This is a genomic window from Rhizobium moroccans (genome assembly GCF_057559155.1).
In genome coordinates this window covers 1-20,886 of record NZ_JBHFJG010000015.1, presented here as the reverse complement: position 1 = coordinate 20,886, position 20,886 = coordinate 1, and the positions used below count along the sequence as shown (strand labels likewise).

The following is a 20,886-nucleotide window of genomic DNA, read 5'->3' as shown; positions in this document are numbered from 1 at the left end:
GTGCCGATGCCCGCGGCATCGGCGAGCGCCGTTCCGGACATGCCCGAGAAGACGACCGAGCCGATGATGTTGACCTGCGCCAGGCCGCCCCTCATCCAGCCGACGAGCGACAGGGCGAATTTATAGATGCGGCTCGTCACCCCGGCGATGTTCATCAGATTGCCGACGAGGATGAAGAACGGGACAGCGATCAGCGGAAAGCTTTCGACGCCGGCGATCATGCGCTGGGCGGCGATGATATCGGGCGCGACGCCGTAGATCACCAGATAGAGCAGCGATGACACACCGAGCGACACAGCAATCGGTGTGCCGATGATCATGAGGAGCAAAAAGGATCCGATAAGAAGAAGCACTGGTCAGACCCCCTGAACGCCGGTTTCGCTCGCCTTTTCGCGAACGGATTTTTCGTTGATCATGTCCTTGACGAAATTCTGCACGGAGCGCGCCAGCATCAGCGCGAAGGCTGCGAACACGGCATAGAAGACGTAGCCGCGCGGCAGGTTGACCGTCACCATGCGCTCGTTGCCGACGATGGCGATGTAACGCCACATGAGCCAGGTGGTGTAGGCGAAGAAGCCGATGACGATGAAATCGACCAGAAGCTCGAGCGCACGCCCGACCCTCGGCGGCAGGAACCGGTAGAGAAGGTCCACTTGGATGTGGCGCGCCATGCGCACGCACATCACCGAACCTAAGAAGACGATGACGACGAGACAGTTCGCGGCGATTTCCTCCGTCCAGGCCAGGCTGTTGTTCAAGGCGTAACGGGTGAAGAACTGGAGGAAGACGCAGATTGCCATGCCCCAGAAAATGGCAAGGGTCAGCCAGTCCTCCACGGCATAGGGAGAGAGATCGGCCGGACCGACATCCTCCTCGAAGGCATGGGCCATTTCTTCGACGCTGATCGGCGCGTGTTGCTGCTCCGTCATTCGCAAAGCTCCGCTGAAATCGAAAACACTGGAAATGCCCGGCATCGCCTGATGCCGGGCATGGACGATTTTACTGAACGGCGCGGATGGCTTCCCAGTCTTCCTTCTTGTAGCCGAACTCCTCGAAGGTGACCTTCTCCAGAACCGTCTTCTCGAAATCGGACTTATCGACTTCCGTCACCGTCAGGCCCTGCTCCTTGAACTTGGCAACGAGCGCGGCTTCACGCTCCTCGATGATCTTGGTGGCGCGTTCGGCGGCTTCAGCCATCACTTCGGAGAAGATCTTCTTGTCCTCGTCCGAAAGGCTCGACCAGAGCGTCTTCGAGACCACCGTATTGAGGTGATCGACGATGTGGCCGGAGAGGATGATGTTCTTCTGGACCTCGTAGAACTTCTTCGCTTCGATGGTGGTGAGCGGGTTTTCCTGGGCCTCGACCGTGCCGTTCTGCAGCGCGAGGTAGACCTCCGCAAAGGCGATCGGCGTGGTGTTGGCGCCGCAGGCGCGCGGCATGGCGAGATAGGCAGGCACATCCGGCACGCGGATCTTCAGGCCGGCCATGTCGGCGCATTTCTCGATCGGCTTGTTCGCCGTCGTGTGGCGCGTGCCGTAATAGGTGACGGCGGTGATGTGGTTGCCGGAGGCTTCCTCATATCCTTCAGCGAGGCGCTTGAAGACGTCGCTCTTGGTATAGGCGATCAGGTGGCTCGGATCGCGGAAAATATAGGGGAAATAGGTGACGCCGATCGGCGGATATTCACGCGATGCGAAGCTCGAGCCCGAGATGATGATATCGACGGTGCCGAGTTTGAGGCCCTGGTTGATATCGGCTTCCTTGCCGAGCTGCGAGGCCGGGAAGACGTCTACCTTGTAGCGGCCTTCGGTGCGCTTGGCGATCTCTTCCGCCGCCCAGACCGATTCCGTGTGGAACGGTTCGGACGTCTCGTAGACATGCGCCCATTTCAGCGTCGTCTGGGCATGCGCGGCAAGCGCGGTAACCAGAACGGCGGCGGTTGCGCCGAGAATGCTCGTCAATCTGAACTTCATTTTCAAATCCTCCCAAGGTTGAAGTCAGTTTCATTTCACGCCGGGTCATTACCCGCCGGCAAGCTTCTGCTGTCCGGCAGGCTTGATGCTGTCCGCCGGCTCCTCGCCGAAACTTTCGGACAGCCTCGACTGCGATTTGTCGAGATGGATGCGCATCGCCTTTCGCGCACCTTGCGCGTCGCCGGCGGCGATCGCATCGCGCACGGCCCGGTGTTCCTCCATGGCCTCGCGCCAGGTCTCCGGGTTTTCGAAATGGCTGGCGAGGCGCTCGAAATAGGCCGTCAGCCTCAAGTCGTGGATTTCGCCGACGAAACGGTTGAGCGTCGCATTGGCGATGATGCCGGCAACGGCGACGTGGAAGGCGCGGTCGAGCGCAAGGGCGGCCGGACGGTCATGGAGCGAGGCAGCCATGCGGGCGAGATTTTCATCGAGAACGGCAATGTGGTCAGGCCGCGCGACACGGGCAGCCTCCTCCGCGATCGCGCATTCCACCACGGCGCGGGCGCGCAGAAGCTCGAAGGGGCCTTCGACATCCTCCGGCTGGAACAGCGCCACAGGTGCGGCCCGGCGCAGCACATAGACGCCGGAGCCCATACGGATCTGCACGAAACCCTCGACTTCCAGTACGATCAGGGCTTCCCGGACGGTCGGGCGGGAGACGGAAAGCATTTCGGCAAGGTCGCGCTCGGCGGGCAGCTTCTCGCCCACGGCGAATTCTCCCCGCTCGATCAGGCTGCGCATCTGCTCCGCGACGTGCCGGTAAAGGCGGCGCGATTCCACCACCGTGAACATGAACCCTCCTCGGACGCCGCTCTCCTTCGGCATCGAACTGGTAAGCTGGCCTTACCAGTTTTGAAATTCATATATCCGGGGGCGACAGGTTGTCAATGGTATGCATTGGACATTATCCGCCGCGCGGCCCTTCTCCGCCCCAACCACGGCCTGACCTTGGCAGACGTGGCCGCTCCCTTATTTCCCTTGAGTAGTGTGCAGCTTCCTCACCGCAGGAGAGAGACATGACCGCGCCGCATCCTTCCAAGACACATATCGGCAACCACAAGCTCCACCCCGAAACCCAGATGCTGAATTACGGTTACGATCCTGAGCTTTCGGAAGGCGCGGTCAAGCCACCGGTCTTTCTCACCTCCACCTTCGTCTTCCATTCGGCGGAAGAGGGCCGAGACTTCTTCGACTTCGTTTCCGGCCGCCGCGAGCCGCCGCCCGGCACCGGCGCGGGGCTCGTCTATTCCCGTTTCAACCACCCGAACAGCGAGATCGTCGAGGACCGGATGGCGGTCTACGAACAGGCGGAAAGCTGCGCGCTCTTCTCCTCCGGCATGTCGGCGATCGCCACGACGCTGATGACCTTCGTGAAGCCCGGCGACAGCATCCTTCACTCCCAGCCACTCTATGGCGGCACCGAGACGCTGCTGGCGAAAACCTTTCTCAATTTCGGGGTCGCGGCGGTCGGCTTTTCGGACGGCGTCAACGAGGAGACGGTCGCGGCGGCGGCCGAGGAGGCGATGGGCAAGGGCCGCGTTTCGGTGATCCTGATCGAGACGCCGGCCAACCCCACCAACAGCCTGGTGGATGTGGCGATGACCCGCCGGGTGGCGGAGCTGATCCTCGAGGTCCAGGGGCACCGCCCGATCATCGTCTGCGACAACACGCTGCTCGGCCCTGTCTTCCAGCGGCCGATCGAACACGGGGCGGATATCTCGCTCTATTCGCTGACCAAATATGTCGGCGGCCATTCGGACCTGATCGCGGGCGCAGCACTCGGCTCCAAGGCCATCATCAAACAGGTGAAGGCGCTGCGGGGCGCGATCGGCACGCAGCTCGACCCGCATTCCTGCTGGATGCTCGGCCGCTCGCTGGAGACGCTTTCGCTGCGGATGGAAAAGGCGAACGCCAATGCGGCCGCCGTCGCCGCCTTCCTGCGGGATCATCCGAAGGTGGAGAAGCTGCATTACCTGCCCTTCGACGACCCGGCCTCGCCGACGGGGAAAGTCTTCGCCCGGCAGTGCACCGGCGGCGGCTCGACCTTCTCCTTCGACATCGAGGGCGGTCAGCCGGCCTCCTTCCGCTTCCTCAATGCGCTTTCGATCTTCAAGCTGGCGGTGAGCCTCGGCGGCACGGAATCGCTTGCCAGCCACCCGGCGACCATGACGCATTCCGGCGTGCCCGCGGACGTACGCGAGCGGATCGGCGTGCTGGACTCGACCATCCGGCTTTCGATCGGCATCGAGCATCCGGGCGACCTGATCGCCGACCTGACGATGGCGCTGGATGGGGCGTGAGGGAAGAAAGGCGAAAGCTCTCAGGGGCACGGCGATCGGCAGGTGACATTTGGGCACACTCCTCCCTTGGCGTTCTCGAGATTTTCAAGTCGGACGGGGCGCTGAAAGCTGCCTCGTAAGTTTTAGTTTAGGTGACACCTCTCAGCGCCCCGTTCGGCGGTTTTTATCCGCGACTTCAGTCTCTCTGCCGTGGCCGCGCAAGGGACATTAAGGCTAAGGATTTGCCGTTTCCGGACGGACCACCCGCGCCACCCATTCACTGTCGCCACCATGTGTGCCGCACAGGCACGCCCGGCGCGCGCTTTCGGGCATCAAGAGATGATGGGCCGGTCCGAAACCCGTCATCTCTCCCCGTGTCGCCGGAGGGAGACCATTTTCCGCGAACCCGGATCATGAGGTTTTGCGTCCTACCCTCATGACCCGCGCCGGTTCCGCCTCGCCGGGACGCCTCCCGGTGTATCCGAGGGCGGAACGGGGAGATTATAGGCACAGGTTTGGAGAGCGGGGATGAGAAATGGGGTAAGTGATTGATGGGATTGGGGAGGGGTGGTGGTGTTGTCCTCGCAGAAAAGTTGGTTCGCGAGAAGGTGGAGCGCTCATATGCCGATCCGGCATTGTTTGCGCTTGGATCCTCGGCTCAAGGCCGAGGATGACGAAAATGGAAGTGGTGCCCTAAGGTGCCACACGTGATGTCCTGCCGTGAGTTCTCGTTGTTTACGCATCATCGCAGTAGTTCAGTTCACCATGGCTTGGTTTCGGTAAGGCATATTCAGCGGCTGCTTTAGGCACCCTTGCTCTTCCCTCTCTTTCGTCATCCTCGGCCTTGAGCCGAGGATCCAAGCGCAAACGCGGAATAGCCCCTCAAAACCAGCGGATTGACGAAGCGCATCCGACACAACGATCCTGCTCGCATGACGGGATATGTCTACATCGTCACCAACCACAAGCACGGCACGCTCTATATCGGCGTAACGTCCGATCTCGAGCGCCGCATCTGGGAACATCGCGAAGGGATAACACCCGGCTTCACCTCGAAATACGGATGCAAGCAGCTCGTCTGGTATGAAGAGCATTGGGACATCCGCGACGCCATCCAGCGGGAGAAGTCGCTGAAGCGCTGGTATCGGAAATGGAAAATCGACCTGATCGAGACGATGAACCCGCACTGGCGGGATTTGTATTACGAGCTGTGGTGAGAGTTGGACTTGTGATTGGATCCTCGAGTAGCGAACAGAGCTAAAACAACAACGTATAAACAATGAAAATTGGCGGCAGGACATCACGTATGGCATCCTGAGGCATCACCTCCATTTTCGTCATCCTCGGGCTTGACCCGAGGATCCAAGCACAGCATTTTTCTATTAGCTACAACGGCTCCTCAACAAGTGGGGCTGCAGTCCAAACTCGCGCTCTGTAGGCCGCTTTTTCCTCTTCCTTGAATACCAGTTGTTTTTGGAGAAGCCGGTTGAGGGCGCGATTGGTGGAATTTAGCTGCCCCCTTGATACGGCAATCTCTCTCGTACGGAAGAATGAATTTCTCGGCTCTTTTGGCAATCCGAAATAAATAAGGTAAGCAAGGTCAGGTGTACTTAGACGTGTCACCGTTTCAAATGAGGAGCCGAAGCCGCGTAAGTCGCTACTGTCGCGCTGTAGCCAATACAAGGCTCGCCTCTCCACGGCGCCCATCCCACGGCTCATTAATGCTCTCCCTCTTTGGGCCTGAGGCTTCGGCGTCTCCTGCGTCTCAAGACGAGAGCAATCAAACCCTGCAAAGAAAACCCAAGTAGCCCGCTATATACTGACAGCATCTCAAAAAACTGATGGATTTTGTAGAATTCCATTCAAACGCTCCTTGGTTTTCGCAGCAAAATTCGCTGAGAACGGAGCTTTTAAGGGGACGGCTAGGAAGATACTCGCCGCCAAGACATTAGCAACAGTGTCAGCGAATATTTTCGCCGCAATCCCCTTTCAACCAACACTTACATCTTAAATTGCTTCATTCGACCAAACGAAAGGCCCCGAAGGGCCTTTCACGTAGCATTCTATAGCTGATCAATCTCACGCCGCCTTCTTCCCCTCTCCATATGGGTCGAACCGACCGTAGAACGTCTCGCCGTTGGCCGCCATGTCCTTCAACAGCTCCGTCGGCTTGAAGTGGTCGCCGTAGGTGGCGGCCAGCTTTTCGCAGAGTTCCACGAAATTCTTCACGCCCATGCCGTCGATGTAGGAGAGCGTGCCGCCGGTATAGGGAGCGAAGCCGAAGCCGAGGATGGAGCCGACATCGGCCTCGCGCGGGTCCGTCACGATGCCTTCTTCCATGGTGCGGGCGGCTTCGAGCGCGATCGTCACCAGCAGGCGCTGCTTGAGGGTGTTGACGTCCACCTCTTCGGCCTTTTTCTGCGGGAAGAGGTTTTTAAGCTCCGGCCAGAGATATTTCTTGGCGGGCTTGGGCGGGTATTCGTAAAAGCCCTTGGCGTTCTTGCGGCCGCGGCGGTCGAATACATCCACCATCTGATCGATGAGCGCCATGTGCTCCACCTTGACGGCGTTGGGGCCGAGATCGGCGATCGAGGCCTTCATGATCTTCTGGGAGAGATCGACGGCAACCTCGTCGTTCAAGGAGAGCGGGCCGACCGGCATGCCGGCCATCTTGGCGGCGTTCTCGATCATCGCCGCCGGCACGCCCTCGATCAGCATGTCATAGGCTTCGTTGATGTAGCGGAAGACGCAGCGGTTGACATAGAAGCCGCGGGTATCGTTGACGACGATGGGCGTCTTCTTGATGGCCGCGACATAATCCAGCGCTGCGGCGAGCGCCTTGTCGCCCGACTTTTCGCCGAGGATGACCTCGGTCAGCATCATCTTTTCAACCGGCGAGAAGAAATGCACGCCGATGAACTGGTCCGGCCGCTTGGAATTTCCGGCAAGGCCGGTGATCGGCAGCGTCGAGGTGTTGGAGGCGAAGATCGTGGTTTCCGGGATGACGGCTTCGACCGTCTCGATGACAGCCTTCTTGACCGCGCGGTCCTCGAAGACCGCTTCGACGACGAGCGAGGCATCGGAAAGGGCGGCGTAATCCGGCGTGGGGGTGATGAGGGAGAGGAGCTTTTCGCCCTCATCCTTGGTCATCCTTCCCTTACCAATTGAATCGGCCACCAGCTTTTCCGAGACGGCCTTGCCCTTGTCGGCGGCTTCTTGGGTTTGGTCGATAAGGGTGACGGGGATGCCGGCGGCGGCCGTGACATAGGCGATCGAGGCGCCCATGAAGCCGGCGCCGACGACGCCCACCTTTTTGAACTCCGTCTTCGGGATGCCGGCCGGGCGGCGAGCGCCCTTGCCGAGCTCCTGCATGGAGACGAAGAGCGAGCGGATCATCGAGAAGGCTTCGGTGGTCTGCAGGATTTCCGTGAAATAACGCTGCTCGACCTTGAGGGCGGTATCGAAGGGAAGCTGCAGACCCTCATAGACGCATTTGAGGATGGCGAGCGCGCCCGGATAATTGCCGCCGGTTTCGCGGCGGAGGATGGCGGGGGCTGCCGGGAAGAGCTGGGCCGCGGCAGGGGTCCACACACCGCCGCCCGGCGCCTTGAAGCCCTTCTCATCCCACGGAGCGACGGGCTTCAGGCCATCCTTGATCATCTGCTTCGCGGCGTTGACGAGTTCGGCGGGCTCGACCACCTGATGCACGAGGCCCATGGCCTTGGCGCGCTGGGCGGTCAGGCTCTGGCCGGTGGTCATCATCTGAAGGGCATCCTGGGCGTTCGCCAGGCGCGGCACGCGCTGGGTGCCGCCGGCGCCGGGGAAGATGCCGACCTTCACTTCCGGAAGCGCGATCTTGACCGACTTGGAATTGGCGGCGACGCGGCCGTGGCAGGCGAGCGACAGCTCGAACGCGCCGCCCATGCAGGTGCCGTTGATCGCCGAGACCCAGGGCTTGCCGTTGGTCTCGATCTTGCGCCAGAGCCAGGACATGCGGCCGGCGGCATCGAAGAGCTTCTGCGTGGCGCTGGCCGGGTCCTTCGCCTGTTCCTCGGCGAGCATGGAGAACATGCCCTTGATCATGGTGAGATCGGCGCCGCCCGAAAAGGACGACTTGCCGGAGGTGAAGACCACGCCCTTGACGGCGCTGTCGGCCACCGTGGCGTCAACGATCTTTTCGATCTCGTCCATCACCTCCATGGTGAAGACGTTCATCGATTTTTCCGGCATGTCCCAGGTGACGAGGGCGATGCCGTCTGCGTCGGTTTCGACGGTGAAGTTCTTGTAGGTGCTCATGTCGGGATTCCTCTTCCCTTAGAAATTCTGGCGGCTAGCCCCTCCCCCTTGCGGGGAGGGGTTGGGGAGGGGAATTCGTGGCCAAAGACCCCTCCCCTCGCTTCGCTCGACCCTCCCCACAAGGGGGAGGGTTGGCCCTCAAACCCGTTCGATGATCGTCGCCGTGCCCATGCCGGCGCCGATGCAGAGCGTGACCAGCGCGGTGTTCAAATCGCGGCGTTCCAGCTCGTCCAGCACCGTGCCGAGGATCATCGCGCCGGTGGCGCCGAGCGGATGGCCCATGGCGATCGCGCCGCCGTTGACGTTGATCCTGTCATGGCTGATGTCGAAGGCCTGCATATAGCGCAGAACCACGGCGGCGAAGGCTTCGTTGAGCTCGAAGAGGTCGATATCGGAAATCTTCATGCCGGAGCGCTTCAGGAGCTTTTCGGTGACATCGACCGGGCCGGTCAGCATCAGCGCCGGGTCGGAGCCGATATTGGCGAAGGCCCTGATGCGGGCGCGCGGCTTCAAGTTCATGCTCTCGCCGCCCGCCCTGGAGCCGATGAGGACGGCGGCCGCGCCATCGACGATGCCCGACGAATTGCCGGCGTGATGGACGTAGTTGATGCGTTCGATTTCCGGATGGGCGTGAATTCCGACGGCTTCGAACCCGCCCATCTCGCCCGGCATCTGGAAGGAGGGGTTGAGGCTCGCCAGCGCCTGCATGTCGGTTGTCGGGCGCATGTGCTCGTCGCGGTCGAGGATGGTGAGCCCGTTCTGGTCCTTCACCGGAATGACGGAATTCTTGAAATAGCCGGCGTCCCAGGCCTTGCCGGCGCGCTTCTGGCTCTCGACGGCATAGGCATCCACGTCATCACGGGAGAAGCCGTATTTGGTGGCGATGAGATCGGCCGATACGCCCTGCGGCATGAAGAAAGCGGGGAAGTTCACCGACGGGTCCATGTACCAGGCGCCGCCGGACATGCCCATGCCGACGCGCGACATCGACTCGACGCCGCCGGCAATCACGATGTCGTCGGAGCCGGCGGCGACCTTGCCGGCCGCGAAATTCACCGCATCGAGGCCGGAGGCGCAGAAGCGGGAGATCTGCATACCGGGGGCACGGGTGGAGTAGCCCGCCTCGAAGGCCGCGGCCTTGGGGATGACGGCGCCGGCATCCATGACCGGGTCGACGCAGCCCATGATGATGTCATCGACGGTGGTGGTGTCGAGACCATTCCTGTCGCGGATCGCTTCCAGCGTCTTGGCGGCGAGGCGGACCGACGGCACTTCGTGCAGCGAACCGTCCTTCTTGCCGCGACCCCGCGGGGTGCGCACATGGTCGTAAATGAAGACTTCGGTCATGGTGTCATCTCCCTGGGTGGCAACGAGGTTGCCTAAGAAATTCTGTGGACCGGCGGCCCGGCCCTTCGCTCAAGCTCAGGGCGTTCGGCGCTCGAAACGATTCACTGGATCGTTTCGTCGGCTGCGCCGACCGCTTCTCACCCCCAACCTCCCCACAAGGGGGTGGGCTTAACCCCGCCGCTCCGCCGACGCTCGCTCAAGGCAAGCGGCTGCCGCTTGTCTTCTCCCCCCTTGTGGGGGAGATGGCCGGCAGGCCAGAGGGGGTATTCAATCAAAACGCTTCCGCCGCCAGTTCCATCATCGTATCGGCGCCGGTTTCGATGCGGGCCTTGCGCAGCGCCGTTTCCGGCATGATGCGCTCCATGAAGAACTTCGCGGTGACGAGCTTGTTCTTCAGATAATCCTCCCGGGCGTCGCCCGCGGCAAGCTTCTCCTGTGCGGCCTTGGCGATCTTCGCCCACATGTAGCCGAGCGTCACGATGCCGAAGAGGTGCATGTAATCGGTCGAGCCGGCGCCAGCATTGTCGGGCTTGGCCATGGCGTTCTGCATGAACCACATGGTTGCGGCCTGCAGGTCGTTCAAGCCTTTCTTGAGGCCCTTGGTGAAGAGGACCATGTTCTCGTCGGCGCGGTTCTCCTCGCAGAAATCGCCGATCTCCTTGAACATGGCCATGACGGCGCGGCCGCCGTTCAGCGCCAGCTTGCGGCCGACGAGATCGAGCGCCTGGATGCCGTTGGCGCCTTCGTAGATCATGGTGATGCGGGCATCGCGCACATACTGGCTCATGCCGTGCTCTTCGATATAGCCGTGGCCGCCGAAGACCTGCTGGGCCATGACGGCGTGATCGAAGCCCTTGTCGGTCAAGACACCCTTGAGGATGGGGGTGGCGAGGCCGAGGAGATCGTCGGCGTTCTGCCGCTCGGCGGCGTCTTCCGAGCGGTGGGCGATATCGGATTTCAGCGCGGTCCAGAGCAGGAAGGCGCGGCCGGCCTCGTTGAAGGCCTTGATGGTCATCAGCGTGCGGCGAATATCCGGGTGGACGATGATCGGGTCGGCCTTGCCGTTCGGGTTCTTAGGACCGGAAAGCGAACGGCCCTGGATGCGCTCGCGGGCATACATGACGGCGTTCTGATAGGCGGTCTCGGCGATCGACAGGCCCTGCAGACCGACGCCCAAACGCGCCTCGTTCATCATCACGAACATGGCGGCGAGGCCCTTGTTCTCGGCACCGATCAGATAGCCGGTCGCCTCGTCGTAGTTCATGACGCAGGTGGCGTTGCCGTGAATGCCCATCTTGTGCTCGATCGCGCCGCAGGTAACGCCGTTGCGCTCGCCCAGCGAACCATCGGCCCCAACCATGAACTTCGGCACGATGAAGAGCGAGATGCCCTTGGTGCCTTCCGGCGCGCCCTCGATGCGGGCGAGAACCAGATGGATGATGTTGTCCGTCATGCCGTGCTCGCCGGCGGAGATGAATATCTTCTGGCCGGAGATCTTGTAGGAGCCGTCGCCGTTCGGCACGGCGCGGGTGCGCAGAAGGCCGAGATCGGTGCCGCAATGGGGCTCGGTCAGGTTCATGGTACCGGCCCAGGTGCCCTCCACCATCTTCGGCAGATAGGTCTTTTTCTGCTCGTCCGAACCGTGCACGAGGATCGCGGCGATCGCGCCTTGCGTCAGGCCCGGATACATCATCAGCGACATGTTGGCCGACGACATGTATTCGCCGACGGCGGCGTGAAGCGTGTAGGGAAGCCCCTGCCCGCCGAATTCCTCCGGCACGGCAAGCCCGATCCAGCCGCCCTGGCAATACTGGTCGTAGGCTTCCTTGAAGCCCTTCGGCACCGAGACCGACCCATCATCGTTTCGGGTGCAGCCTTCCTGATCCCCGGAAAGATTGAGCGGGAAAAGCGCCTCTTCCGCCACCTTGGCGGCTTCGCCCACGATGGCTTCCAGCATATCCGGCGTGGCATCGGCAAAGCCGGGCAGATTGCCGTAGCGCTCGAGCCCCAGCACATCGTTCAGGATGAAAAGCGTATCTTCTACGGGCGCCTTGTAAACGGGCATATCCGAACTTCCTCCGTAATCCTCACCGGACGCAATCGTCCACTCTTGAACAACATGAATAATTGACGTTTGCGTAAACGTCAAACACGGGATGATATCGCTCTTCACATTTTTGCGTGAGCCATCCGGGCGCCGGCTCCCAGGTTGCAGACGCTTGCGCGCGCCAAAGTGGAGTTCAAGGCCGGCCAGTCTCGCCTCAAACCATAGCGCACGCATGTGAAACAGTCGTGGCTCAAGACGAAAATCGCTGAAAAAGTCAGAATTTAGGGTCCGCGTTAACCAATTGTTGACCATGTTTCTGAAAATAGTGGTGCGTTGGAGGGGCGACCCGCGTTGCACCGGTTTCGGCATCACAGCGTCACCCGACCGTGCAAGGCTTGCTCAAGACGCCTCCAAACCACGTCTGCAGCGCTGAAGAGGCCGCATCGGCCGGTTCAGCGGGGACCAGGCAGCCGGCCGATACGACGTCGAAGCGAGCAAAGAAGATGAACGGATCACGACCAAATCCTTCCCGCCCCGGCGATCGGTCGTCACTGGACGCGCTCAGCCGCACGATCGAAGGGCTGGAGGCGCGCATCGAAGGCCTGATGAGCGCGGCCTCGCGCGAGGCCCGGCATCGGAGCGCCGAGGCGCAGCCTTCCGCGGCCGCCCGGCCGACCGCTGCAACTTCCGCCAACCCGCTTCAGGAAATCCGCGAACGGCAGCGTATGCTGGATGCCGCGCGCGACCACGCCTCCCGCACCGAGCGGCCGGTTGCGACAGCAGAACCGGTACGCCCTCAGCCTCGTTACGCAGAACCAACCCGTGCCGAACCCGGCTATGCCGGCGGCCGGCAGGAAGCCCTGCGCCCCAGGGTTCAGCCCCCGGAAGCCTATCGCCCCGACGCTGCCCCTACCCCTACCCAGGCCCAGGGCGCACGGACAACCTTCGACGCATCCGCCAGGCCGGCGGCTGCCGCAACGGCGCTTCAGACCCCGCCCAGGGAGCAGGCCCTCGCCCAGCAGACCGACGCGGCGATGCGCGACATCGCGCAAGCGCTCGTCAGCCTGCGTCAGGAGCTGAAACGCGATATCTCCGAGGGTGTCGCGCGGGAGATGAACACGCTCAGAACGGAAATCCGCAGCATCCGCTCCATGGCGGAAGATCAGCACTTCACCGAGGATCTGCGCGGCGACCTCGCCCGCCTTGCCCAAAGCATCAGCCAGCTCAACAGCCAGGCGACGCCGGAAGCCGAGGGCCTGCGCGCCGAGTTCGAGGAACTGCGCGCCGTGATGGACGGGCTTGCACGCGAGGAATCCGTGCAGCGGATGGAAAGCCACTGGCAGAGCCTGGAAGAGCGGATGCTGGAACTCGACTCCGCTGCCGTGCGCGAGGAACTGGTGGCGCTCGCCTATCGGATCGACGAGATCAAGAGCCAGCTCGGCGCGATGAGCGACAACCCGGTCATCCGCGCGCTGGAACAGAAACTGATCGCGCTTGCCGGAACGATGGAACAGTTCGGCTCACGGATGCAGCCCGCCGCAACCGGCCTGACCGAACAATTCGCCACGCTGGACGAGCGGCTGGACGAGATCAGCCGCGCAATTGCCGTCAGCGGCCGTGCCTCCCCCGCCTCCAGCATCGACCAATCCGCGCTGCAGCGCCTGGAAGGCCGCCTCGGAACGATGGCGGACCAAATCGAGGCCATGGGCCGCGCCACCAACCAGGTTGACCCCGCCGGCGGTCTTTCCACCCGGATCGAGGCATTGACGGCCCGGATCGAGGAGTTCTCGGAAGAGCGGGCGGCGCTGCGGCTGGAAGAGCGGCTCGACCAGCTCTCGCAGGTTCTCGACAAGGCGCAGAAAGCTGCCCTACAGCCGGAGCTCACCGGCTATCTCGCCGACATTTCTCGCAAGATCGACGGCCTGGCTCAAGGGACGATCAACGACACGCTCGCCGAGCGGCTCGACCTGCTCTCCCGGCGGATCGAAGAGATGGAATTCCACCCGAACCGCCAGTCCACCGACCAGGCGGCTTTCGGCCGAATAGAGGAGCGGCTGAGCGATATCGCCCTGAAGCTCGACGAGGCGGCCATCGCACCGCAGGGCGACAGCGAGGCTCTGCGCGGCCTGGAGGCCCAGATCGCCCATCTTTCCTCGCTGATGAGCGAACCGCGCAATGCGGCCATGCTGCCGAGCCATGTAGAGGACCGCCTGACGACGCTCGAGAGCTACGTGGCGACCAGCGACGAATATATTCTGGAAGCGGCGCGGCAGGCGGCGGAAGCGGTGGTCGAAGCCTATTCCCGCAACGCAATGGCGGGAACACCGCTCGCCGCGGCCGATATCGCCGCTCTCACCGCCCTTGCCGATGATCTCAAGCATCTGCAGGACCTGACCCGCGGTTCCGAAGAGCGGACCCAGCACACTTTCGAGGCGCTGCACGGCACGCTGGTGCAGATCGCCGACCGACTGGACAGCATGGAGGACCGGCTGGCATCGCCCGGAGAGCGGGCGGAGCTACGCCCGCCCGAGGCCGCTCAGCCGGCACCGGCCATGCAGACGTCGCAAGCCAGCCTCATGGCAAGCACGTCCGCGGCCGTGCGGAACGATCCGATGTCGGTCGAGGGTGAAGCCTCACTTCAGCGGCCGACCGCGGAAACCGCTTTTGCCGACAATGCGGCAATCGAATCCAAGTCGAGCCTGCTCGCAGGGTTTTCCCGCCTGCTGCCCGGCAACAAAAGCGAGCCCTCCAAGCATGCCCGCACGCTCGTGGAGCCGACGCCCTCCATAGACCCGGTCGACATGCTGCTGCCGCCCGAGCGGGAAAACGACCTGCTGGAGCCCGGTTCCGGCGTTCCGGACGTGAAGAAGATCCTCGAACGGGTGCGCGCCAGCCAGGCCGCCGGCGATTTCGAGAGCGACCGGGCGGCGACCGCCGAGCGGGCGGACTACATCGCCGCCGCCCGCCGCGCCGCCAAGGCCGCCGCGCAGGAGACCGATCCTTCCCAGAGCGAGCCGATGGCGAGGCTCATGGGCAAGACGGTGAAGCCTTCGAGCGACGCCGGACGCGCAGGCGCCTTCTCCCGGCACAAGCGGCCGATCCTGATGGCGGTCGGCGCCGTGCTGCTGGCGCTGATGGCCATGCCGCTGGTCAAGACCCTGACGCTTGGCGAGCCCGCGCCGCAGGCAATCGAGGCCCCCGCCGAAAACGGCATTCCGGGTGGCGAACTGCCCCTCATGGACCCGGCTGCGCCCGCGATGGACGGCGGTGCGATCCCCGGCGACGGCACGACCGGCGAAGCCGCGCCCGCTGCCCCGCAGCCGGAGGAAAGCACCGCGAACCACCTGACCGATCCCGCACCGGCCGAAGATATGCCGGCGGCGATCGAACCGCCTGTTCAGGCGGATTTGGCCGCAGCAGGCTTCACGCCGCCGGAAAACATGATCCCGGCCGCAGAGAGCCCGGCTGCCGATACCGCCGTCGAGCAGCAGCCCGCCGCGATCGTCGTGCCGCCCGGCATCGAGCCGAAGTCGCTTGCCGACGCCGCCGCTGCCGGCGATCCGGCCGCGCTCTTCGAGATCGGCGCACGCTATACGGAAGGCCGTGGCGTCGGCACCGACCTTTCCGAGGCCGCCAACTGGTACAAGCTTGCCGCCGACCGCGGCCTCGCACCGGCGCAGTACCGTCTCGCCAATCTCTTCGAAAAGGGCACCGGCGTCTCGCGCGACCTCGACAAGGCCGTGGCCTACTACGCCCAAGCCGCCGAAGCCGGCAATGCCAGCGCCATGCACAATCTGGCCGTACTCTACGCCTCCGGCGCGCAGGGAGAGCCGAACTATGTCGCCGCTGTGGAATGGTTCACGAAAGCGGCCGAACTCGGCGTCGCCGACAGCCAGTTCAACCTCGCGATCCTCTATGCGCGCGGCAATGGCGCGCAGCAGAACCTGGAGGAATCCTACAAGTGGTTCTCGATCGCCGCCAGGGGCGGCGACAAGGATGCCGCCGACAAGCGCGACGAGGTGGCCAAAGCCATGCGCAAGGAACAGCTCGACAGCGCCCGCGCCAAGGTGGAGGCCTGGAAGGTGCAGCCGCTGAACGCCAACGCCAATTCCATTAACGTGCCTGAGGAATGGGCCGGCGCGAAGCCGCTCACCACGGCATCGGTCGACATGGAAAAGGCGGTCCGCAACATCCAGGCGATCCTGAACAAGGCCGGATTCGACGCCGGCGCCGCGGACGGCAAGATCGGCGCCAAGACCACGGCCGCCATCAAGGCCTTCCAGACCTCGGTCGGCCAGAAACCGACCGGCAGGATCGACGACGCGCTGGTGAAGGAACTGCTGGCCCGCAACGCTTAGAGGCGGGTTCAAAAGGCTCTAAGTCTACTTACCCGACCGGGTATGCGGCGTTGCGTGATATTAATCACGCCCGGACAAAAAGGGCGAAATTGCCGGATTGTCCGGTACTTGCGGATTGACTCGGGCCGATACCGGGGCGCATGACCGATCCTATCTTCATGCCTTGTTCACCTCACGTGTGGCATGTTTTGAACGAGACCGCCGCAGCGGACGGGACGCGGTCGCGAACCGCCCGCAAGGGCGAAGATTCTTGCCTTTTCGAGGTTCGGCCGTGACTGTCTATCTGCCGATCGCAGAGCTATCGGTGAACATTTTCATCATTCTCGGCATGGGTGCGGCCGTGGGCTTCCTCTCCGGCATGTTCGGGGTGGGCGGCGGCTTTCTCATCACGCCGCTCCTGATCTTCTACAACATCCCGCCGGTGGTGGCGGTGGCGACCGGCGCCAACCAGGTGGTCGCTTCCTCGATCTCGGGCGCGATCACGCATTTCAGGCGCGGCACGCTGGACATGAAACTCGGCACGGTGCTTCTGGTGGGCGGCCTTCTGGGCGCCACGGTGGGCGTGTGGATATTTTCCTGGCTGAGGCGGGTCGGCCAGCTCGATCTCTTCATTTCGCTGCTTTACGTGGTTCTGCTCGGCGCGATCGGCACGCTGATGCTGATGGAAAGCCTGCGCGCCATGCGCCGGGCGAAGCAGAACCAGCCGCTTCCGCTGAAGCGCCCCGGCCAGCACAACTGGGTGCACCGGCTGCCCTTGAAGATGCGGTTCAAGAAATCGCGGATCTATCTCAGCGCCATTCCCATCGTCGTGCTCGGTTTCGTGATCGGCGTGCTGACCTCGATCATGGGCGTGGGCGGCGGCTTCATCATGGTGCCGGCGATGATCTATCTGCTGCGCATCCCCACCAATGTCGTGGTGGGGACATCGCTCTTCCAGATCATCTTCGTGACGGCCTATACGACCATGGTGCAGGCGGCGACCAACTACGCGGTCGATATCGTGCTCGCCACCATACTGATGATCGCCGGTGTGATCGGCGCCCAATACGGCGTGCGCGTGGGGCAGAAACTGCGCGGCGAACAGTTGCGCGCGCTGCTTGCGCTTCTGGTCCTGGCCGTCGGCATCCGCCTTGCAATCGCGCTGGTCGTCAAGCCGCAGGACGTCTATTCGATCGCGGTGGGAGGGCTTTCCTACTGATGGCCCGCCTGCTTTCGCCGATCCTTCTCGCACTCATCCTCGCGCTCGGCTCGCCGGCCGCCGCGCAGGTGCCCTTCGGGGAAGCCTCGACCGTGAAGGAGGGGCTGGAGATCGGCACCTCGACCAGCGAAATCGCCATCACCTCCGATTTCCGGGGCGCGGACCTGACCGTCTTCGGCGCGGTAACCAATGCGGACGAGCTGTTCCTGGCGATCGGCCAATACGACATCGTGGTGACGCTCGAAGGCCCGAAGGACTATGCGACGGTGCGCAGGAAGGAACGCGTGCTCGGCATATGGATGAACACGGAGTCCATGACTTTCGAGCAGGTGCCGGAGAGCTATTCGATCGCCAGCACGCGGCAGATCGACAGCATCGATTCCGCGCCCGCGCTCAACAATATCGGCATCGGCATCAGCCACATGACGCTCTCGCCGATCGGCTATGTGGGGAATGCGGCAAGCCTCAACGAATTCCGGGAGGCCTACCGGCGGCTCAAGCTTTCGGGCGGGCTCTACCAGAACGACACGAGCGGGGTGCGCTTCCTCTCCTCCAACCTGTTCCGCGCCTCGCTGAGGCTGCCGGCCAACATCCCGGACGGGGTGCATATGGTGCGCGCCTATCTCTTCAAGGGCGGGGAGCTGCTTCTGGAACGGGAGCAGCCGTTGCGCGTGGTCAAGACCGGTCTCGAACAGGCGATCACCGATGCGGCGCATAACCGGCCGATCGTCTACGGCATGTTCTGCGTGCTGATCGCCGTCGTCACCGGCTGGGGCGCCAGCCTCCTGTTCCGGAGAGATTGATCACTCCGCCGCCGCGGCCTGCTTTCTGGCAAGCACTTCCTGGTATGCCGCCGTCAGCCGCTCGAAGACGGAAGGCTTCGAGGGATCGGGCTCACCATGCAGGTGCAGGACGCGCAATTCCTCCATGAAATCCTCCCAGAGCGGACGGCCGCCCTTTTCCAGTAGTTCGGCGCGGATGGCGAGCTCCTCCGAAACGGGGAGGAAACGCCGGCCCCAGGCGCCCATTTCCGCAAGCAGCGGCACGAGCTGGATCGCCATCTCGGTCAGGCTGTAAATGGTCTTCTGCTTATGGCTCGGATCGTCCTCGCGGTAGAGCAGGCCCTTTTCGACGAGCCGCTTCAGCCGGTCGGCCAGGATGTTCGAGGCGATCCCCTCATCCGACTTCTGCAAGAGCTCGCGGAAGTGGCGGCGATTGCCGAACATGATGTCGCGGATGACGATGAGGCTCCAGCGATCCCCCAGAACTTCCAGTGTCAGGTTGATCGGGCAGCCCGAGCGATGTGCTTCGTCCATGTCATTCTCCAAAAACCGCTTGCATTATAAAATCAGTTGCCGTAATTTTCAACTGCTTGTATTTTGCAACTGGTTAATGGAGGATGAGGACATGAGAAAGCTGATCGTCTGGAACCTGATGACGCTGGACGGCTATTTCGAAGGCGAGAAACCCTGGGACATCGATTTTCACAATCTCGCCTGGGGGCCGGAGCTGGAGGCCATTTCGGAATCGTTCGATGAAGAAGGTGACCTGCTCGTTTTCGGCCGCAAGACCTATGAGGGCATGGCTGCCTACTGGCCGACAGCGGAGGAGAGCGGCAAAACCAAGGACAGCATGAACAATATCGCGAAGATCGCCGTCTCGCGCACGATGAAGGATGCGGAATGGAACAATACCCGCGTCGTCTCCGATCCGGTTTCCGAGCTCAGGAAGCTGAAGCAGGAAAAGGGCAAGGCGATCTTCATCTTCGGCAGCGCGGAGCTCACGGCCTCGCTGATGAAAGAAGGACTGATCGACGAAATCCGCCTCTGCATCGTGCCGGTCCTGCTTGGCAAGGGCAATCCGCTGTTCAAGACGGCGGAGGAGCGGACGGAATTGAGGCTGATCGATTCCACCACGACCGCCAAGGGCGCGGTGATTCTGCGCTATGAACCGCGCAATCCCTCGTGAACGAGGTGTGTGGCGGCCTTGACGCAGATCAAGGCCGCACAATCATTCTCCTTGGAAACTTGCGTCGACAAGGAGGAGGATGAACATGCCCAAGCACATTCTGATTGCCACGGACGGTTCCCCGCTTTCGACAGGAGCCCTGGAGAAAGCGCTCGACTTCGCCCGCGACATCGGCGCCGAAGCAACGGCGCTGACCGTGATGGAGCCGCTACAGGTCTTCACGGTCAATCCCTCCGGCATGGAGATCGCCTATGCCGAATACGACAAGACCAACAACATCGTTGCCGACGGCATCCTGAAAAAAGCGCGGGAAGAGGCGGAGAAGCGGTCCGTCCCCTACAAGGGCCTCAAGGCGACGCACACGGATCCGGCAAGCGCGATCATCGAGACGGCGGAAAAGGCTGGATGCGACCTGATCGCCATGGCCTCCCATGGGCGTTCCGGCTTCAAGGCCTTCATGCTCGGCAGCGTGGCGATGAAGGTGCTCGCCAACTCCAAGACGCCGGTGCTGATTTATCGGTAGTCTATCCCATCAGGTTGGCATATCTGACGGAATAGATGCGGTCGCGGCCGAGCAGGTGCGCGACCAGGGCTTCCCGGTCGAAGAGGCCGTGCATGGCCTTGTGGCGCAGGTCGAGCCCGCCGGACAACACCCCGAAGGCGGGCATCAGAAGGCGGCTGCCGTCGGTCGCGAAACAGGCGCGGCGGACGGACTTCTCCCGCCGGCGGACGGTGGCGGCGGGATGCAGGTGGCCGGCAATCTCCCCCTTGCCGGAAATCAAGCTCGGCTCGTGCCGGAAAACGAGGCCCCCATAGACGAGCTCGTCGGCGCAGGTACCGGGAAGATCGACCGTTCCGTCCGGATCGTGGTTGCCGTTGATCCAGATCCAGTCGCGGCCGCGCGCCATGGCGGCGATCACCGAGCGCAGCTCGCCGGGCAGATGGGCGGAACCCTTGCGATCATGGAAATTGTCGCCAAGCGAAACGACGATCTTCGGATCGTAACGGTTGACGACGGCCGCGAGGATATTGAGGGTCGCGACGGTGTCATAGGGCGGCAGCAGCATGCCTCTGCGGGCGAAGGCCGCGCCCTTTTCCAGATGCAGATCGGAAACGACGAGCATGCCGGTTTCCGGCAGGTAGAGCCCGCCCAACGGATCGCAAACGGCGACGACGCCGTTCACCACGATCTCTTCCGTGCCGGTGGCTGCTCCCATTGTCTGTGTCCGGGCCGCGAGGCCGAGGCGGTGCATCAATTTCGTTTCTCTCCAATTCGGGACTACAGCCCCTCATCCGCCCTGCCGGGCACCTTCTCCCCGTTCTGACGGGGAGAAGGAAACTTGTCGCACCATCTCGGTTCCCCCTCGCCCCGTTAACGGGGAGAGGGTGCGCCGAGCGAAGCGGAGGCGGGGTGAGGGG

16 protein-coding genes are annotated in these 20,886 nt (G+C 62.8%); 7 read left to right on the top strand and 9 right to left on the bottom strand.

Going from position 1 to position 20,886, the window contains the following annotated elements:
- From ACE04I_RS10980 to ACE04I_RS10965, 4 genes are all read right to left on the bottom strand, one after another.
- On the bottom strand, nucleotides 1–353 hold a 353-nt coding region (locus tag ACE04I_RS10980), incomplete at its 3' end, for a TRAP transporter large permease subunit (protein ID WP_487207040.1).
- A gap of 3 nt (nucleotides 354–356) precedes the next feature.
- Nucleotides 357–929: a TRAP transporter small permease gene (locus tag ACE04I_RS10975; RefSeq protein ID WP_046794190.1), complete on the bottom strand. Its 573-nt coding sequence runs from the start codon at nucleotides 927–929 to the stop codon at nucleotides 357–359.
- A gap of 70 nt (nucleotides 930–999) precedes the next feature.
- Nucleotides 1,000–1,974: a sialic acid TRAP transporter substrate-binding protein SiaP gene (locus ACE04I_RS10970; RefSeq protein WP_046794189.1), complete on the bottom strand. Its 975-nt coding sequence runs from the start codon at nucleotides 1,972–1,974 to the stop codon at nucleotides 1,000–1,002.
- A 48-nt stretch (nucleotides 1,975–2,022) separates the two neighbouring features.
- A complete protein-coding gene (locus tag ACE04I_RS10965; RefSeq protein ID WP_082118318.1) occupies nucleotides 2,023–2,766 on the bottom strand; it encodes a FadR/GntR family transcriptional regulator in 744 nt (247 codons plus the stop codon).
- A gap of 224 nt (nucleotides 2,767–2,990) precedes the next feature.
- Here ACE04I_RS10965 and ACE04I_RS10960 point away from each other — a divergent pair, with 224 nt between their 5' ends.
- Nucleotides 2,991–4,274 (top strand): cystathionine gamma-synthase family protein, encoded by a 1,284-nt coding sequence (locus ACE04I_RS10960; RefSeq protein ID WP_046794187.1) that lies wholly within the window; start codon nucleotides 2,991–2,993, stop codon nucleotides 4,272–4,274.
- Between the two features lie 911 nt (nucleotides 4,275–5,185).
- Entirely contained in the window at nucleotides 5,186–5,470 is a 285-nt protein-coding gene (locus tag ACE04I_RS10955; RefSeq protein ID WP_046794355.1) for a GIY-YIG nuclease family protein, read from the top strand.
- Between the two features lie 862 nt (nucleotides 5,471–6,332).
- On the opposite strand, the gene ACE04I_RS10950 is transcribed toward ACE04I_RS10955, so the two are convergent.
- The 3 genes from ACE04I_RS10950 to ACE04I_RS10940 form a co-directional block, all read right to left on the bottom strand.
- Nucleotides 6,333–8,549, bottom strand: coding sequence for a 3-hydroxyacyl-CoA dehydrogenase NAD-binding domain-containing protein (locus tag ACE04I_RS10950; protein ID WP_046794185.1), 2,217 nt, complete (start codon nucleotides 8,547–8,549; stop codon nucleotides 6,333–6,335).
- 138 nt (nucleotides 8,550–8,687) lie between these two features.
- Nucleotides 8,688–9,896 carry an acetyl-CoA C-acetyltransferase gene (locus tag ACE04I_RS10945; protein WP_046794184.1) on the bottom strand — a complete coding sequence of 403 codons (1,209 nt, stop codon included), beginning with the start codon at nucleotides 9,894–9,896 and terminating at the stop codon, nucleotides 8,688–8,690.
- Nucleotides 9,897–10,167: 271 nt separating this feature from the next.
- Complete coding sequence (locus ACE04I_RS10940; RefSeq protein ID WP_046794183.1) at nucleotides 10,168–11,961, bottom strand: acyl-CoA dehydrogenase C-terminal domain-containing protein; 1,794 nt, start codon at nucleotides 11,959–11,961, stop codon at nucleotides 10,168–10,170.
- 485 nt (nucleotides 11,962–12,446) lie between these two features.
- Here ACE04I_RS10940 and ACE04I_RS10935 point away from each other — a divergent pair, with 485 nt between their 5' ends.
- The 3 genes from ACE04I_RS10935 (at nucleotide 12,447) to ACE04I_RS10925 (ending at nucleotide 18,302) form a co-directional block, all read left to right on the top strand.
- Entirely contained in the window at nucleotides 12,447–16,301 is a 3,855-nt protein-coding gene (locus ACE04I_RS10935; RefSeq protein WP_487207039.1) for a peptidoglycan-binding protein, read from the top strand.
- Between the two features lie 271 nt (nucleotides 16,302–16,572).
- A complete protein-coding gene (locus tag ACE04I_RS10930; protein WP_046794354.1) occupies nucleotides 16,573–17,499 on the top strand; it encodes a sulfite exporter TauE/SafE family protein in 927 nt (308 codons plus the stop codon).
- The gene (locus ACE04I_RS10925; RefSeq protein WP_046794181.1) at nucleotides 17,499–18,302 is read left to right on the top strand and encodes a TIGR02186 family protein; all 804 of its coding nucleotides are present in this window, start codon (nucleotides 17,499–17,501) and stop codon (nucleotides 18,300–18,302) included. Before ACE04I_RS10930 ends, ACE04I_RS10925 begins: the two co-directional genes overlap by 1 nt.
- On the opposite strand, the gene ACE04I_RS10920 is transcribed toward ACE04I_RS10925, so the two are convergent.
- Nucleotides 18,303–18,815 carry a winged helix-turn-helix transcriptional regulator gene (locus ACE04I_RS10920; RefSeq protein WP_046794180.1) on the bottom strand — a complete coding sequence of 171 codons (513 nt, stop codon included), beginning with the start codon at nucleotides 18,813–18,815 and terminating at the stop codon, nucleotides 18,303–18,305.
- 91 nt (nucleotides 18,816–18,906) lie between these two features.
- Here ACE04I_RS10920 and ACE04I_RS10915 point away from each other — a divergent pair, with 91 nt between their 5' ends.
- Both ACE04I_RS10915 and ACE04I_RS10910 read left to right on the top strand, forming a co-directional pair.
- Nucleotides 18,907–19,467 (top strand): dihydrofolate reductase family protein, encoded by a 561-nt coding sequence (locus ACE04I_RS10915; protein ID WP_046794179.1) that lies wholly within the window; start codon nucleotides 18,907–18,909, stop codon nucleotides 19,465–19,467.
- A gap of 85 nt (nucleotides 19,468–19,552) precedes the next feature.
- Nucleotides 19,553–19,990, top strand: a complete 438-nt coding sequence (locus ACE04I_RS10910) for a universal stress protein (RefSeq protein ID WP_046794353.1) — start codon at nucleotides 19,553–19,555, stop codon at nucleotides 19,988–19,990.
- Between the two features lies 1 nt (nucleotide 19,991).
- On the opposite strand, the gene pdeM is transcribed toward ACE04I_RS10910, so the two are convergent.
- Entirely contained in the window at nucleotides 19,992–20,723 is a 732-nt protein-coding gene (gene pdeM, locus ACE04I_RS10905) for a ligase-associated DNA damage response endonuclease PdeM (RefSeq protein ID WP_487207038.1), read from the bottom strand.
- Nucleotides 20,724–20,886: the final 163 nt, after the last annotated feature.